The organism is Erwinia aphidicola, assembly GCF_024169515.1.
Classification (GTDB): Bacteria; Pseudomonadota; Gammaproteobacteria; order Enterobacterales; family Enterobacteriaceae; genus Erwinia; species Erwinia aphidicola.
Genome location: NZ_JAMKCQ010000001.1, coordinates 4,425,904 through 4,440,644 on the forward strand (window position 1 = coordinate 4,425,904; position 14,741 = coordinate 4,440,644).

General features: G+C 56.6%; 13 protein-coding genes and 1 pseudogene. 10 read left to right on the forward strand and 4 right to left on the reverse strand.

Features of this window, described 5'->3' with window-relative positions:
* Positions 1 to 169: 169 nt before the first annotated feature.
* From lolB to prs, 3 genes are all read left to right on the forward strand, one after another.
* Entirely contained in the window at positions 170 to 796 is a 627-nt protein-coding gene (gene lolB / locus J2Y91_RS20745; RefSeq protein ID WP_048916262.1) for a lipoprotein insertase outer membrane protein LolB, read from the forward strand.
* On the forward strand, positions 793 to 1,656 hold the full coding sequence (gene ispE, locus J2Y91_RS20750; protein ID WP_133623451.1) for a 4-(cytidine 5'-diphospho)-2-C-methyl-D-erythritol kinase: 864 nt from the start codon (positions 793 to 795) through the stop codon (positions 1,654 to 1,656). Before lolB ends, ispE begins: the two co-directional genes overlap by 4 nt.
* Positions 1,657 to 1,914: 258 nt before the next feature.
* A complete protein-coding gene (gene prs / locus J2Y91_RS20755) occupies positions 1,915 to 2,862 on the forward strand; it encodes a ribose-phosphate diphosphokinase (RefSeq protein WP_013201847.1) in 948 nt (315 codons plus the stop codon).
* A gap of 114 nt (positions 2,863 to 2,976) precedes the next feature.
* Here prs and J2Y91_RS20760 read toward each other — a convergent pair whose 3' ends face one another.
* The gene (locus tag J2Y91_RS20760) at positions 2,977 to 3,867 is read right to left on the reverse strand and encodes a LysR family transcriptional regulator (protein ID WP_133625056.1); all 891 of its coding nucleotides are present in this window, start codon (positions 3,865 to 3,867) and stop codon (positions 2,977 to 2,979) included.
* 110 nt (positions 3,868 to 3,977) lie between these two features.
* On the opposite strand from J2Y91_RS20760, the gene J2Y91_RS20765 reads away from it, so the two are divergent.
* Positions 3,978 to 5,429 carry an MFS transporter gene (locus tag J2Y91_RS20765; RefSeq protein WP_133623450.1) on the forward strand — a complete coding sequence of 484 codons (1,452 nt, stop codon included), beginning with the start codon at positions 3,978 to 3,980 and terminating at the stop codon, positions 5,427 to 5,429.
* A 72-nt stretch (positions 5,430 to 5,501) separates the two neighbouring features.
* On the opposite strand, the gene ychH is transcribed toward J2Y91_RS20765, so the two are convergent.
* Positions 5,502 to 5,789, reverse strand: coding sequence for a stress-induced protein YchH (gene ychH, locus J2Y91_RS20770; protein ID WP_048916265.1), 288 nt, complete (start codon positions 5,787 to 5,789; stop codon positions 5,502 to 5,504).
* 274 nt (positions 5,790 to 6,063) lie between these two features.
* On the opposite strand from ychH, the gene pth reads away from it, so the two are divergent.
* Positions 6,064 to 6,651, forward strand: a complete 588-nt coding sequence (gene pth / locus J2Y91_RS20775; protein WP_133623449.1) for an aminoacyl-tRNA hydrolase — start codon at positions 6,064 to 6,066, stop codon at positions 6,649 to 6,651.
* A 179-nt stretch (positions 6,652 to 6,830) separates the two neighbouring features.
* Here the strand turns inward: pth and J2Y91_RS20780 are convergent, their stop codons facing one another.
* On the reverse strand, positions 6,831 to 7,514 hold the full coding sequence (locus tag J2Y91_RS20780) for an EAL domain-containing protein (protein ID WP_133623448.1): 684 nt from the start codon (positions 7,512 to 7,514) through the stop codon (positions 6,831 to 6,833).
* A gap of 137 nt (positions 7,515 to 7,651) precedes the next feature.
* Entirely contained in the window at positions 7,652 to 9,133 is a 1,482-nt protein-coding gene (locus tag J2Y91_RS20785; protein ID WP_133623447.1) for a SulP family inorganic anion transporter, read from the reverse strand.
* A gap of 354 nt (positions 9,134 to 9,487) precedes the next feature.
* Here J2Y91_RS20785 and ychF point away from each other — a divergent pair, with 354 nt between their 5' ends.
* The 5 genes and pseudogenes from ychF (at position 9,488) to J2Y91_RS20815 (ending at position 14,597) form a co-directional block, all read left to right on the forward strand.
* Entirely contained in the window at positions 9,488 to 10,579 is a 1,092-nt protein-coding gene (ychF, locus tag J2Y91_RS20790; protein WP_133623446.1) for a redox-regulated ATPase YchF, read from the forward strand.
* A gap of 145 nt (positions 10,580 to 10,724) precedes the next feature.
* A pseudogene (locus J2Y91_RS20795) lies at positions 10,725 to 10,964 on the forward strand (phage integrase central domain-containing protein); the annotation flags it as partial.
* A 298-nt stretch (positions 10,965 to 11,262) separates the two neighbouring features.
* Positions 11,263 to 13,470 (forward strand): DUF4401 domain-containing protein, encoded by a 2,208-nt coding sequence (locus tag J2Y91_RS20805; protein ID WP_133623445.1) that lies wholly within the window; start codon positions 11,263 to 11,265, stop codon positions 13,468 to 13,470.
* On the forward strand, positions 13,463 to 13,993 hold the full coding sequence (locus tag J2Y91_RS20810; RefSeq protein ID WP_133623444.1) for a GDYXXLXY domain-containing protein: 531 nt from the start codon (positions 13,463 to 13,465) through the stop codon (positions 13,991 to 13,993). The genes J2Y91_RS20805 and J2Y91_RS20810 overlap by 8 nt, the downstream gene beginning before the upstream one ends.
* Positions 13,994 to 14,183: 190 nt before the next feature.
* Positions 14,184 to 14,597 carry a hypothetical protein gene (locus tag J2Y91_RS20815; RefSeq protein WP_133623443.1) on the forward strand — a complete coding sequence of 138 codons (414 nt, stop codon included), beginning with the start codon at positions 14,184 to 14,186 and terminating at the stop codon, positions 14,595 to 14,597.
* The last annotated feature ends 144 nt before the right edge of the window (positions 14,598 to 14,741 follow it).

Sequence of the window (14,741 nt, forward strand, 5' to 3'; positions counted from 1 at the left end):
GATGAGCGAGATCAATAAAAGTGATGGTTCACCTATCCCTGTAACAAGTTATACCGACAACAGGTCAAATGAGACAATTTGAGCATTGACGCGGCCCGGTTAGCTGGTTAGCGTGAGCGGTTGATTGCGGCAAGTATGCCCGAACCCCGTCTGAGGAGCTGACCTGATTATGCTATCGCCAAACCGCCGCCTGCTGCGGCTTATCCCCCTTGCCAGCCTGCTGTTAACCGCCTGCGTTACGCCCACCAAGCCACAGGGGCCGGGCAAGAGCGCCGATACGCCGCAGTGGCGTGAGCATCAGCAGTCGGTGGAAAAGATCACCCAGTATCAGACTCGTGGCGCGTTCGCCTACCTCTCCGATCGGCAAAAAGTGTATGCGCGCTTTAACTGGCAGCAGACCGCACCAGACCGCTATCGCCTGCTGTTAACCAATCCGCTCGGCAGCACCGAGCTGCAGCTGGACCAGCAGGGCCAGACCGCACAAATTGTTGATAATAAGGGCAAGCGCTACGTCAGTAACGATGCCGCGAAGATGATCTCCCAGCTGACCGGTATGAGCATTCCGCTGGATAACCTGCGTCAGTGGATGGTCGGCCTGCCGGGCGACGCCACCGATTATCAGCTTGACGACCAGTACCGCCTGCGCGAACTGAACTACAGCCAGGACGGCAAGCAGTGGCACGTGACCTACCAGGGTTATGACAGCAAGCTCAACCCACAGCTGCCATCCAATCTCGAACTGCGTGAAGGCAGCCAGCGCATCAAACTGAAGATGGACAGCTGGACGGTAAAATGATCACAACCTGGCCTGCCCCGGCAAAGCTGAATTTATTTCTCTACATCACTGGCCGCCGCGCCGACGGCTACCATAATCTGCAAACGCTGTTTCAGTTTCTCGACTACGGCGACACGCTGACCATTGAAGTGGACGACAGCGGCGAGATTACGCTGCTGACGCCGGTGGCGGGCGTGCCGGATGCGCAGAACCTGATTGTGCGCGCCGCTGCGCTGCTGCGCGAGCGGGCGGCCGCTCTCGGCTCCCTGCCCGGTGCTGCCGGGGCGAAAATTGCCATTGAGAAGCGCTTACCGATGGGTGGCGGTTTGGGCGGCGGTTCCTCAAACGCCGCCACGGTGCTGGTGGCGCTTAACCACCTGTGGCAAACCGGGCTGAGCCTGGGGCAGCTGGCAGAGCTTGGCCTTCAGCTTGGCGCCGACGTGCCGGTGTTTGTTCACGGCTTCGCTGCCTTTGCCGAAGGTGTGGGTGAGCAGCTGACCCCGGTTAATCCGGCGGAGAAGTGGTATCTGGTGATGCACCCTGGGGTGAGCATTGCCACCCCGCTCGTTTTCAACGATCCGGAGCTGACCCGCGACACGCCAGCAAGGGAAATCAGCCAGTTATTAAGCACCGAATTCCATAATGATTGTGAACCTGTCGTAAGAAATCGTTTTCGCGAGGTTGAACAGCTTGTTTCCTGGCTGCTAGAATACGCGCCGTCGCGCCTGACTGGAACGGGTGCTTGTGTGTTTGCAGAATTCGACACCGAGTCCGCCGCCCGCCAGGTGCTTGAGCTGGCCCCGAAAAATCTGCAGGGGTTTGTTGCGCGAGGTGTTAATATCTCGCCGCTACACCGCAGACTTTCAGGGCAATTGAGTTGATGTGACAGTGTCACTCTGTTCCAGACGCTGCACGACTGCTCTTATTTAACCCAAATAATTGGCGTTGTAGCAAGGCGGCAAGTGTTTGAGTTCCCGGGAGCTTACCCAGGTAAGTGACCGGGGCGATGACGCGCAGCCAACGCCGCTACGGCGTCAAGAATGTAGGGTTAAAACACCCGTATGAAAGCATAAGTCGTATACCGCCCAGTGCGGCTTATGGTATTTCATTCTCTGGACGCAAAGCCTGAGGTTCTTCTCGTGCCTGATATGAAGCTTTTTGCTGGTAACGCCACCCCGGAACTAGCACAACGTATTGCCAACCGCCTTTACACCAGCCTGGGCGACGCCGCCGTCGGTCGTTTCAGTGATGGTGAAGTGAGCGTACAAATTAACGAAAATGTACGCGGTGGTGATATTTTCATCATCCAGTCCACCTGTGCCCCAACCAACGACAACCTGATGGAACTGGTTGTGATGGTTGACGCCCTGCGTCGTGCTTCCGCTGGTCGTATTACCGCGGTGATCCCTTACTTTGGTTATGCACGTCAGGACCGCCGCGTGCGTTCCGCTCGTGTGCCAATTACTGCCAAAGTTGTTGCCGATTTCCTCTCCAGCGTTGGCGTTGACCGCGTTCTGACTGTGGATCTGCATGCTGAACAGATTCAGGGCTTCTTTGACGTCCCGGTTGATAACGTATTTGGTAGCCCGATCCTGCTTGAAGATATGCTGCAGATTGGCCTGGAAAACCCAATTGTGGTTTCCCCGGACATCGGCGGCGTGGTTCGTGCCCGTGCGATTGCCAAACTGCTGAACGACACCGATATGGCCATCATCGATAAACGTCGCCCACGCGCCAACGTCTCACAGGTGATGCATATCATCGGTGATGTGGCTGGCCGTGACTGCGTGCTGGTCGATGATATGATCGATACCGGTGGCACCCTGTGTAAAGCAGCGGAAGCGCTGAAAGAGCGCGGTGCGAAGCGCGTGTTCGCCTACGCAACCCACCCTATCTTCTCCGGTAACGCGGTCGAAAACCTGCGTAACTCGGTGATTGATGAAGTGGTTGTGTGCGACACCATTCCACTGCCGGAAGAGATTAAAGCGCTGCCAAACGTCCGTACCCTGACCCTGTCAGGCATGCTGGCCGAGGCAATCCGCCGTATCAGCAACGAAGAGTCTATCTCTGCGATGTTTGAGCATTAATTCCGGCGTGCTACGGATGGGCCGACCAGAAAAGCGGTCGGCCCCTACTGTAGGGGTTGACCTTCTTTTGCGGTCAACCCGAACAAAAAGGGACAGAGGCTCATCTGTCCCTTTTTATTTGCGCAACGCAATGTGTTCCGCCAGGTAGTCAATCAATACTCGCAGCTTGGGCAGCAGGTGGCGATTGCCCGGCCACAAAAGAGAAAACTGCCCGCCATGGCCGATCTCCCCCTCCAGCACGCTCTGCAGCTCACCGCTCTCCAGATACTCCTGCACCGCAAAATCCGGGACGTAAATCAGCCCTAAACCGCGGCGCGTGGCGGAGATCTGCGCTTCCAGATTGTTAAACACCAGCGGGCCATGAAGCGACAGCGCCTGGGGATCGACGCCGTTAAACTGCCACGGCTGCAGCTGACCGCTGCCGGAGAAACGGTACAGCAGGCAGGCGTGCTGGCTGAGATCCGCCACCGTCTGCGGCGTGCCGTGCTGCTGAAAATAGCCCGCCGAGCCAACCAGACGAAACTGAAAGCCGCCCAGCCGCCGCGCCTTGAGGCGCGAGTCGGCAAACTCGCCGCTGCGCAGCACCGCGTCATAGCCCTCACCAATCACGTCCACCAGGCGGTCATTGAAATCGAGGTCCAGTTCAATTTCGGGATAGCGGGCGGTGAACCCCGGCAGCAGCGGCAGCAGCAGGCGGTAGCCAATGGCCGGAAAGCTCAGGCGCAGCCGCCCGCGCGGGGCCGCCATCAGGCGGGAAAGCTCCTGCTGCGCCTCTTCCAGCTCCATCACTATGCGCTGGCTGCGTTCAAAGAACAGCGCGCCCTCTTCAGTCAGGCTCAGGCTGCGCGTGCTGCGGTTAAACAGGCTGACGCCGAGGCTGGCTTCCAGCCGCGCCACGCTTTTGCCGATAGCAGAGGCCGAAACCCCCAGCCTTTCGGCGGCGGCGACAAAGCTTCCCAGCTGCGCGGCTTTCACAAACGCGCTCAGCCCGCTTAAACTCTCCACGCTGCTCATTCGCGACTTTTTGTCCTTTATCTGCGGCCTTATGGCCTGTTTATCGTGGCATGACGCCAATTTATCCTGCTTTCTTTCCTGTTGAAAGCGGAGAGTCCACAATGAGTTCCCTGATCCTCACGGCACCAGGCAGCCGCTGGAGTGTTTTTGCCGTCTGCAGCGCCGCCCTGATGTTACCGCTCAGCTTCTCCGCCGGGGTGATTGCCACCCCGGCGATTGCCCAGCATCCCGGAGGGTCTGCCCTGGCCCTGAGCTGGATTACCAATGCCTTCCTGCTCAGTTTCGGCAGCCTGCTGATGGCCGCAGGCACGCTGGCGGACCGTTTTGGCCGCAAGCGGCTGTTTATCAGCGGCGTCAGCGCCTTTACCCTGCTGTCATTGCTCACCGCCTGGGTGCCTTCGGTGGTGTGGCTGGACGTGGTGCGCGCCCTTCAGGGTGCCGCCGCCGCCGCGGCACTGGCCGGGGGCGCCGCCGCGCTGGCCAATGCCTTTGAGGGACAACGGCGCGCCCGCGCCTTCAGCCTGCTCGGCACCAGCTTTGGCGTTGGCCTTGCCGCCGGACCGGTGATCGCCGGGATGCTGATGCAGATTGCCGGCTGGCACAGCGTTTTTCTCTGCTGCGCCCTGTTTGGCGTCGTGGCGCTGGTGACCGGCGGGCTGACGCTGCCGGAGTCGCGCAACCCGGATGTCGGCACGCTCGACTGGCCGGGGATTATCAGCTTCAGCACCACCCTGACGCTGTTTACCTGGGGCATGCTGCAGCTGGCCGACAGCGGCGGCGACCGCCTGTCGGCCGGGCTGCTGCTGGCCTCCGTGCTGGCGGGCGCGCTGTTTGTCGGGATTGAACGGCGCAGCGCGCGGCCGATGCTCGATCTGAGCCTGTTTCGCTACGGCCGTTTTGTCGGGGTGCAGCTGCTGCCGGTGGCCACCTGCTACTGCTTTGTAGTGCTGCTGGTGCTGCTGCCGCTGCGTTTTATGGGATTCTACGGCTACAGCGCGCTGACCACCGGGCTGCTGATGCTGGCGCTGTCGCTGCCGATGCTGATTGTGCCTTCTCTGGCGGTGGCGCTGACGCGCCGTTTCCATCCCGGCGCCGTCAGCGCGGCGGGCCTGCTGCTGGCCGCCGCAGGTATCGGCCTGCTGAGCCAGGTTTCTCCCACCGCTTCCCTGCCCGTCACGCTGCTGGCGATGGCGATGATTGGCTGCGGCACCGGGCTGCCCTGGGGGCTGATGGATAATCTGTCGGTCAGCGTGGTACCGCCGCAGCGTGCCGGAATGGCGACCGGCATCTTCAGCACCGTGCGCGTGGCGGGAGAAAGTGTCGCGCTGGCAAGCGTTGCCAGCCTGTTCAGCCAGCTGCTCGGCTGGCAGCTCACGGCGCATAACCAGCCGGCAGCGCTCGCCGGGCAGCTGGCGAGTTATCATCTGGCAGATCCACGACTGTTGGGGCTGGCGGAGCGGGCTTTTCAGCAGTTATTGCTGGTCCTGATGGCGATCACGCTGCTGTGCGCGGCAGCCATCTGGCGCTGCCTGGTGACGCCGGACAGGAAGTGAGGGAGCGGGCAAAAGGTAACGCCCGACTGGCGGGCGTTGATTGCGCTAAGAGGGTAACAGCAGCGCGGAAATTTAAGACTGGCTATTGTGCTGGCTGCTGCCGTGGCGGCAGCGCTTGTCGCCGCAGTGGCGCACCCAGTAATAGCGGTCGGCGATTTTTTCCCGCCCGCTCACTCTGGCCCCCACCAGCCACAGCAACGCACCGATAAAGATGCTGAAAATCGCCCCATGCACCATATACTCAGGCAGATTAAGCTGAGGCAGCTGGTTAAGGACTGAGTAACCCACGCCGCCGACCATCACCACTAAACCGAGTACCATCAGGGCATTACCCATCACATGTGAATGTTTACGTTTCATTGCGCACCTCCGGACAGTATTGAAAAGGCAAATTCCATTGCCAGATGCGCTTAGTGTAGGCAATCAACAGCTGCTCTGATGAGTTGGCGATCACATTTATTGCTTGTGCTTTGACAAAACTTTACGTCTAACAAGCTGTTTTTATATAGAAAATGTATTATCACGCCTCTCAACTATCGTGACATGGCTCACCTTTTTGCGCAGATCTTTGTGTTCTCGCAACGGCTTGCGTAAACTAGCCGCTTTCCCCCGTACGCTTCAGGAAACACCACACGTGAGTAGCATCAAACTGATTGTTGGCCTGGCCAATCCCGGCGCTGAATACGCCGCCACGCGCCATAATGCCGGAGCCTGGTACGTTGATTTGCTGGCTGAACGCCACAATCAGTCATTAAAGGAAGAGAGCAAGTTCTACGGCTACACTGCCCGGTTAAACATCGGGGGTGAGGATGTACGCTTGCTGGTGCCGACCACCTTTATGAATCTCAGCGGCAAAGCCGTGGCGGCGATGGCGACGTTCTACCGCATTGCCCCGGAAGAGATCCTGGTTGCCCATGACGAGCTGGACCTGCCGCCCGGCGTGGCAAAGTTTAAGCAGGGCGGCGGCCACGGCGGACATAACGGCCTGAAAGATATTATCAGCAAGCTGGGTAACAACCTGAACTTCCACCGCCTGCGCATCGGCATTGGTCACCCGGGCGATCGCAACAAGGTGGTCGGTTTTGTACTGGGCAAGCCGCAGTCGGCAGAGCAGAAGTTGATTGATGATGCGGTCGATGAAGCGGCGCGCTGCACGGAAGTGTGGCTGAAGGAAGACCGCCTAAAAGCGATGAATCGCCTGCACAGCTTTAAGGCGGGCTAGGCCTGCGCATCCGCTGTGGCCGCAGCCGCAGCGGGGATTACCCCTGAGGTATCCCCAGAAATCACTTCCATCGCTAAACGTCCGCAAACCGGTCTGAGCTCAGCCCTCCCTCCTGAAACCGGGCACCTGTCTTCCCGCCACAATATTCAAATCAATTTTTGTGGGGATACCTCAGGGGATTACCCCTTCTCGCACCGCTTCCCGTCGTCGCTACACTCCAGGCTATCCAGCGTCAGCTGCTGTGCAAAATAGCCCTGCACGCCCCAGATTTTACTGTTGCGCAGCGTCTCCAGCTGGCCGTCTCCGGCCACCCCTTCCACGATCACCCGGTTGGTATACTGGCGGATATGGTTGATCAGCACCGAAAAGAACGGCTTATTGACGTTTTCCAGATAGAACTGGCGGTCAAGCTTCACCGCTTCAAACATATTTGACTGCAGCGCATGCAGATTGGCATCGCCGGCGCCCAGATCGTCGAGCCATAAGATATTCAGCTGTTCTATCAGGCTACGCAGCAGCGGGTTGTCCATACCGTCGTGCAGATTGGGAAAATCTTCCGACAGCTTCAGGCGCACAAAGGGCAGATGGCTGAGGATTTGCTGGATAAAAGACGACTCGGTCACGGCACGCGCCAGCTGAAAGTCGATGGCCACGCTGCACAGCAGGCCGTGCTGGCGAAAGTAATCGGCGTACTCTTCGACGATCAGCAGCTGATGCAGTAGCCGATCCTCAGGCGATGCCAGCTGCCGCACAGCATCCACCGGGCCACCGACCGCAGCAGCATGCGGAAGGTAGCTCAGGTCGATGGCGATCATCTCACCGCTCAGGGTATGTACAGGAGTACAAAAAAAATCGTTTTTCATGCCGCCGGGCCAGTTAACGGGCATCCTGCCAGTGAAATAAATCGTCGTACAGTTAAACTATAGAAGTAAATACTGTAATCGCCGGGGTGAAACGGCGATTTTTAGATTATCGGCAGGTCCAGCAGTAGCTTTATGGTTTATGCGTCATTGCTAGCAACTTTATAATCCGGATCATCCAGTTCATGGCTGCAGAATGGCCCTGCCTGACGCAACAGGCTGATGCAATCCTCGCTCAGATGGCGCAGGCGCAGACTTTTACCGGCTTCCAGATAGCGCGCCGTCAGCTTATCGATCGCCTCCACGCCGCTGGAGTCCATCACCCGGGTGCGGGCGAAGTCGATCACCACACTCTCGGCATCCTGCTGCGGATTAAACAGCTCCTGAAAACTCGCGGTGGAGCCAAAGAACAGCGGCCCTTCCAGACGGTATGTTTTCTCCCCCTCTTTCTCGCTCTGCTCAATAATGGTGATGCGGGCATGCTGCCAGGCGAAGACCAGCGCCGAGATAATCACGCCGCAGATCACCGCCATCGCCAGGTCGGTGAAAATCGTGACCAGCGTCACCGCAATCATAATCACCGCATCGGCTTTCGGCATGCGCTTCAGGCGCCTGATGGAACTCCACTCAAAGGTGTTGATGCACACCACAAACATAATGCCCGCCAGCGCCGCCACCGGCAGCAGCGCGATGTAATCCGACAGGCTAATCACGAACAGGATCAGCAGTAGCGCCCCGACCAGGTTGGAGATGCGACCGCGACCGCCGGAGGTGAAGTTGATAATTGACTGGCCGATCATCGCACAACCGGCAAAGCTGCCGAAGAAGCCGCAAATCGTGTTACCGATACCCTGCGCCACGCACTCCTGATTGCCCGCCCCTTTTTTACTGCCCATCTCATCCAGTACCGCCAGCGTCAGCAGCGACTCAATCAGCCCGACCAGCGCAATCACCACCGCATACGGCAGCACGATCTTCAGTGTTTCCCAGCTTAACGGCGCGGTCGGCAGATGGAACGACGGCAGCGTGCCGGAGATATCCGCCAGGTCGCCAACGCGTTTGGTATCCAGGCCAAAACCAATGGCAATCGCACTGATGGCGAGCAGCGCCGCCAGCGAACCGGGGATCGCTTTGGTCAGCTTCGGGAACAGCCAGACGATCAGCATCGCCAGCGCCACCAGCGCATACATCACCGGCCCCTGCCCTTTAATCATCGGGAACTGCGCCAGCATAATCACAATCGCCAGCCCGTTAACGAAGCCGTAAATCGCCGGTTGCGGCACCAGGCGGATAAACTTACCGAGCCGCAGCACGCCAATCGCCAGCTGAATCAGCCCCGCGAGGATGGTCGCCAGCAGCACGTACTCGTAGCCGTGCTGGGTAATCAGGCTAATCAGCACCACAATAATCGACCCGGCCGCGCCGGAGATCATCCCCGGCTTGCCGCCGAAGAAGGCGGTGACCAGCCCGAGAATAAAGGCGGTGTGCAGACCAATGGTCGGCGACAGCCCGGCCAGCAGAGAAAAAGCCGTCGCTTCCGGGATCAGCGCAACGGACACCACGGCACCGGCCAGCACGTCATTTTTGACGTCACTCGCCCTGAAATTGCTCAGGTTAAACATAAAATTTCCAGTTAATTTAAACGTGTTGGTTCTTCCGTGCCGCATTAATCGGGCACAGCTGGCTCGTCAGAGTGACGAGTGGCGGCAACGGGCGTTGCGCAGGCGGGAGGGTCTTAAGGTGGCGTAAGCAGCAAGCGATGCATCTGCGGAGTTCTCCAGGTTCTGTAAAGACACGTCAGTATGGGAAAATGTGAGCACGATCTCAAGAGATAACTTAACCTCCGCCTCAGAAATCAACCGCCTCCAGGCTAAAATTACGTGTATAATGCGCGGAAACTTTTAAGACAACCGTCTGTGACACTATCAGGGCATGTAAAAGTGCGTTGATTATCAAGAAATTAAGGTGATTCAAACATGGGATTCAAATGCGGTATTGTGGGCCTGCCAAACGTCGGGAAATCCACCCTGTTCAATGCGTTAACCAAAGCGGGCATCGAAGCAGCTAACTTCCCGTTCTGTACCATTGAGCCGAATACTGGCGTGGTGCCAATGCCTGATTCACGTCTTGATCAGCTGGCTGCCATCGTTAAGCCGCAGCGCATTCTGCCGACCACCATGGAATTCGTTGATATCGCTGGCCTGGTAAAAGGCGCCTCGAAAGGTGAAGGCCTGGGCAACCAGTTCCTGACCAATATCCGTGAAACCGAGGCTATCGGCCACGTGGTGCGCTGCTTTGAGAACGACAACATTATCCACGTGAATAATAAAGTTGACCCGGCTGACGATATTGAAACGATCAATACCGAGCTGGCGCTTTCTGACCTGGATACCTGTGAACGTGCCCTGCAGCGCGTGCAGAAGAAAGCCAAGGGCGGCGACAAAGACGCCAAAGCTGAACAGGCGGCGCTGGAAAAATGCCTGCCGCATCTGGAAAAAGCCGGCATGCTGCGCGCGCTGGATCTGACGGATGAAGATAAAGCGGCAATCCGCTACCTGAGCTTCCTGACGCTGAAGCCAACCATGTATATCGCCAACGTTAACGAAGACGGTTTTGAAAATAACCCGTACCTCGATATCGTACGTGCGATTGCCGAGAAAGAGGGTTCCGTTGTGGTGCCGGTGTGCGCTGCCGTTGAGTCTGATATTGCCGAGCTGGAAGATGGCGACCGCGAAGAGTTTATGGCCGAGCTGGGCATTGAAGAGCCGGGCCTGAACCGCGTCATCCGCGCCGGTTACGCCCTGCTCAACCTGCAGACCTACTTCACCGCTGGCGTGAAGGAAGTGCGTGCATGGACTATCCCGGTTGGTGCGACCGCACCACAGGCCGCAGGTAAGATCCACACCGACTTCGAGAAAGGCTTTATCCGCGCTCAGACCATTGCTTTCGATGACTACATTGCCTGCAAGGGTGAACAAGGCGCGAAAGAAGCCGGTAAGATGCGTTCAGAAGGGAAAGACTACATCGTGAAAGATGGCGATGTAATGAACTTCCTGTTCAACGTCTAAACCCTTCCGTCGTCTTATGAGGTTTGATTGAATCTCCTAAGATTCGAAACGCGATAAATCCACGCAGTTGCGTGGATTTTTTTTTAGCTCGCCAGTTAGAAAAACCCGCAAGGCCAGTGTCACTTCTCAAACCTTTAAGCCCGTCGCCACACGGTGGTTGCAGATGAAAGACTGGGCCGACATCACCAAAAAGCGGCGACTGGATATGCCTGAGCGTGTGGTTTTCCCCGCCATCAGCAAACTTCCTATCAGGGAAATCACACCGCACCACATTCTTAAAATTTTTCAGTAAACGGCTAAACGCGGCGCACCGACTGTTGCCGCTGACGCCCGCCGTACCATTTCATCGGTTTTCGAGTTGGCAGTCGCGACGCTTAGAGCTGATATGGCTGGCATGGTGAAAAGTAACGCAGTAAGCCCAGACTCTGGCATCAGTAACGCAGGTGCTCCAGGTCACCGATGGCACTGAGAAAACCATGTTCATCAGAATGCGTATGATCGCGCAGAATGCGTTAATCGCCTTTGTTTTTCGCTGTTATTTCCGCGAAATGATGATTAAATTCGTTCAGGAACATTATTCGCAGAGTCTGAGGCTCATCAGAGCGTGACTCGGATTGATCGCAGGTAAGTACAGTCTTTAACTTCATCATCAAAGTCATACCGCAAACAGAGGCAGGGAAAGAATGAGGGAGCTTGTACCCGATGGCATCACCGGGATGCCGTCACGGACGGCAGAGTATCTTTGTCGCCAGATCGCACGCCTGCTGAAAGGAGGAAGCCTGACCCCTGAGACCTGCGAGCGTATCTTTGCTTTCTGTGGAATCAGACCGTCAGATGCTCAGTGGCGTCAGTTTCTTATCCCGGTTCTTTCCTGTCTGGGATTACTGTCACTGGTTGCCGGAGCGGTGTTCTTTATTGCCTGGAACTGGGCCTGGCTGCCGAAAATGGCGAAATTTGCCCTGGCCGAGCTGTTTATCGTCGCGCTGGCGGTGATTGTCTGGTGGCGCTGGTACAGCACGCTGGCACGCAAGGCATTACTGGCGACAGGGTTAAGCTTCGGTGCCCTGTTTGCGCTGTATGGACAGATTTATCAGACTGGTGCTGACAGCTGGGAGCTATTCCGGGCCTGGTTATATGTTCTTCTGCCGCTGGCGCTGATTGCCCGGCAAAACAGCCTGTGGTTTTGCAGCTGGCTGGTCGCTAACCTGGCGTTCCAGCTCTATTTCAACACCCTGCCGTCGTCACTGCTGGATCTGGCCGCGTCTGACAGTTTAACCAGGCTCCCGACCACTGTGCTCTACGGATATCTGGCGTTGCTGGCAGCCTGCCTGATTGTCAGGGAAGCACTGGCCTGGCGCGCGATAACGCATCATCCCGAGAGCTGGCTGGCAAGCCGCTGGTTCTCGCGAGTCATGGCTGGATTTTTACTGCTTCAGCTAACCGCCATTGTGGCCGGGAACCTCTCTGACTGGGGCGGCGGTGACCACCTTCCTTATATCACGGGCGGTTGGGTGATCACCCTGCTGGCAGGTTATTACCTGTACCGTTACCGCTATCAGGATCTCTGCATGCTGACACTGGGCATCGCCAGCCTGACCGTTGTCGGCTGTGCGCTTATCATGCAGTTATTTCTTTTAGGCTATGATACGGGTGATCTGTTTTTGACCGGCGCCCTGATGGCATTCTGGGTAGCGGTAAATGGTGCAATTCTGCTGAAGTGGCAACGCAAACTGGTTGAAAAGGGGCCAATCGATCTGGTTCCGGCCAGGCTGACGTTACTGACAGACACTTTGCGTCAGCAGGGTTTGCTGAGCGCCTCGCAGGTTGAGGAAATTAAGCAACGCGGTCACGCATCCGACCTGCCCTGGTATCTGAGGCTGGCGCTAAGCGTCGGAGGCTGGGTGGCGGCGATCATCATTCTGTTACTGATGATACTGGTGCTTTATGCCACTGAACTGCTCGAAGATCCGAATGCTGCCACCCTTATTATTCCTTCGCTGCTGCTTGCCGCCATTGCGCGTGGCCTGTTACGCAGTCAGCGTGACGGTAAACATCACCTCGGCCTGGCATGGGCGATTGCGGCAACGTGCGGACTGATAATCGGCGTTCTGCTGCAAATCCAGAGCAATGACGCCAGTTTTCTTATGCTGAGTTCACTGACTGCCTTGCCGATCCTGGCCGCGATGGCGGTGGCTATGCCCGACCGCACTTATCGGTTTATGGCCATCACTGCCCTGACCTTTTTCCTGGTGCTGGCGGGCCATTCTATGGCCCGGCTTTACCTGTCTCCGATGGCTGCACGCCTTGCTGTGTCCGTACTGGTGGCGGCGGTCATATGTTTGTGGATGTGGACAGTCAGTCATCAGTTGAGGTTACAGACTGGGCAGTGTGCTGAAGCGGTACATCCCCTGTTGTATGGCATACCTTGTGGTCTGGTGTTGCTGAGTTTCCTTGGGATTAACGCGGCTTATCTCACGGATTTCATCTGGTCAGCATCGCAATTTTCCACGCTTCAGTCTGCGACAGGCCCAGGGATCGCGGCTGGCTTAGTGCTGAGTGCGCTCAGTCAGAAAAGGCACAGCCAGCCGCTGTTTTCGAGCATTACGCTGCCCGCTGCGCTTATCTGTGGCGCTGCCGCCCTCTGTGCGCCGGGTATAGGGCTGGGATTGTGGTTAATTCTGATGGCACGTTATCAGGGAAGTCTGGGGTTACTGGTGGTCAGTGGCGGTTTCATGGTGCTGTATGTCACTGGCTGGTATTACTTTTTGGAGGTAATTTTGCTGCAGAAATCCCTGCTGCTGCTGGTCAGCGGACTGGTTTTACTGGGGCTGGCATGGGCAGTCAAAAAAGTATTACCCGTACAAATCGGAGGTGCCAGTGAAAATGTATAAACCGTGCCGATGGCTGGCTGGCGCGGTGATAGCGCTGGCGTTGATAGCCGTTAATGTCAGCATCTGGCAAAAAGAGCAGTTGCTGAAGCAAGGCGCGGTGATGATTTTACCCCTTGCCCCGGTTGACCCGCGATCCCTGATGCAGGGTGATTACATGGCGCTGAACTATGCCCTCACCCGTCCTCTGGAACTGACGTTGTATCAACAGGCTGAGTCCTGCGGCGCGACCCTATCAGCGCCATGCCTGCCCACCAGCGGAACCCTGATTGTTGACCTCGATGCGCAGCGTCACGCGACTCAGGCCCGCTTTGATCAGGGTGAACCTCTGCAGCCGAATCAGCTACGGGTGAAGTACCATCAACATTACGGTTCGCTGACCGTAGGCACTAACGCCTGGTTCTTTCAGGAAGGTCATGCCGACAGATTCGCGCAGGCACGTTACGGGGCATTTCGGGTGGGAAGCGATGGCACGGCTCTCCTGACGGATCTGCTTAATGAGCAGGGTAAAGCGATTCAGCCTTGAGGATGCGAGACGCTCACTGGCCTGGCGCTAAATACCCTGACAGGCGGCCTTAATGTCCTTACTGCCCGGATGCCCGTCACAGGTCGACAAAAGGTTGCTGTGCCGGAAGCCTGTTTTGCGATTAAGCCTCGCGCCGAAAATTTAAGCGGGTACGCTGCATCAATCTAGCTATTCAGACATTGAGAAAATTATGCCGAACATGATTAACGACAAATGGATTAGGGCATCTGTGCTATCAGCAATATTTAGTAGTTTAGTGGGTTCATTACTGGTTTTAACCTATCTTTCCTGGGGAAAAAGCATTACACCCGTAGTGGGTTTCATATTTAATTATTTTTTCATCGTTATGGTGAGTATTATTGGCACTACGATGGGATCAATGATAATCGGCATGCCATTAGCGATGATTTCAAAGAGATTTTATCCTGACGCTGCCCTGAAGGGGTGCTTTTTTATCGTGTGCTCTGCACTCTTCATGTGGCTGGTTGTACTGGCATGGCCTGTTATCAGGATATGTGAAACGCCTTATTCGGATATTTTGCTTTTAAGCCCCTATGCTTTCTGTTCAGCTGCCGCACTTGCTTATCTGGTTTACTGGGATTGATGAGTATTATATCAATCAGGATCGGGGCAGAAGGACCGTTAATAAATCCACGCAGTTGCGTGGATTTTTTGTTTTAAAGTGTCTCACCCCATCTCATCTAAGTGCAGCCATCAATTTACTTTCACTACTGCACACTCATAACCG

What these genes read in the sequence shown, in the direction of transcription:
- lolB (WP_048916262.1), top strand. Translation starts at nt 170, where the DNA reads ATGCTATCGCCAAACCGCCGCCTGCTGCGGCTTATCCCCCTTGCCAGC.
- ispE (WP_133623451.1), top strand. Translation starts at nt 793, where the DNA reads ATGATCACAACCTGGCCTGCCCCGGCAAAGCTGAATTTATTTCTCTAC.
- J2Y91_RS20765 (WP_133623450.1), top strand. Translation starts at nt 3,978, where the DNA reads ATGAGTTCCCTGATCCTCACGGCACCAGGCAGCCGCTGGAGTGTTTTT.
- ychH (WP_048916265.1), bottom strand. Translation starts at nt 5,789, where the DNA reads ATGAAACGTAAACATTCACATGTGATGGGTAATGCCCTGATGGTACTC.
- J2Y91_RS20780 (WP_133623448.1), bottom strand. Translation starts at nt 7,514, where the DNA reads ATGAAAAACGATTTTTTTTGTACTCCTGTACATACCCTGAGCGGTGAG.
- J2Y91_RS20785 (WP_133623447.1), bottom strand. Translation starts at nt 9,133, where the DNA reads ATGTTTAACCTGAGCAATTTCAGGGCGAGTGACGTCAAAAATGACGTG.
- ychF (WP_133623446.1), top strand. Translation starts at nt 9,488, where the DNA reads ATGGGATTCAAATGCGGTATTGTGGGCCTGCCAAACGTCGGGAAATCC.
- J2Y91_RS20805 (WP_133623445.1), top strand. Translation starts at nt 11,263, where the DNA reads ATGAGGGAGCTTGTACCCGATGGCATCACCGGGATGCCGTCACGGACG.
- J2Y91_RS20810 (WP_133623444.1), top strand. Translation starts at nt 13,463, where the DNA reads ATGTATAAACCGTGCCGATGGCTGGCTGGCGCGGTGATAGCGCTGGCG.
- J2Y91_RS20815 (WP_133623443.1), top strand. Translation starts at nt 14,184, where the DNA reads ATGCCGAACATGATTAACGACAAATGGATTAGGGCATCTGTGCTATCA.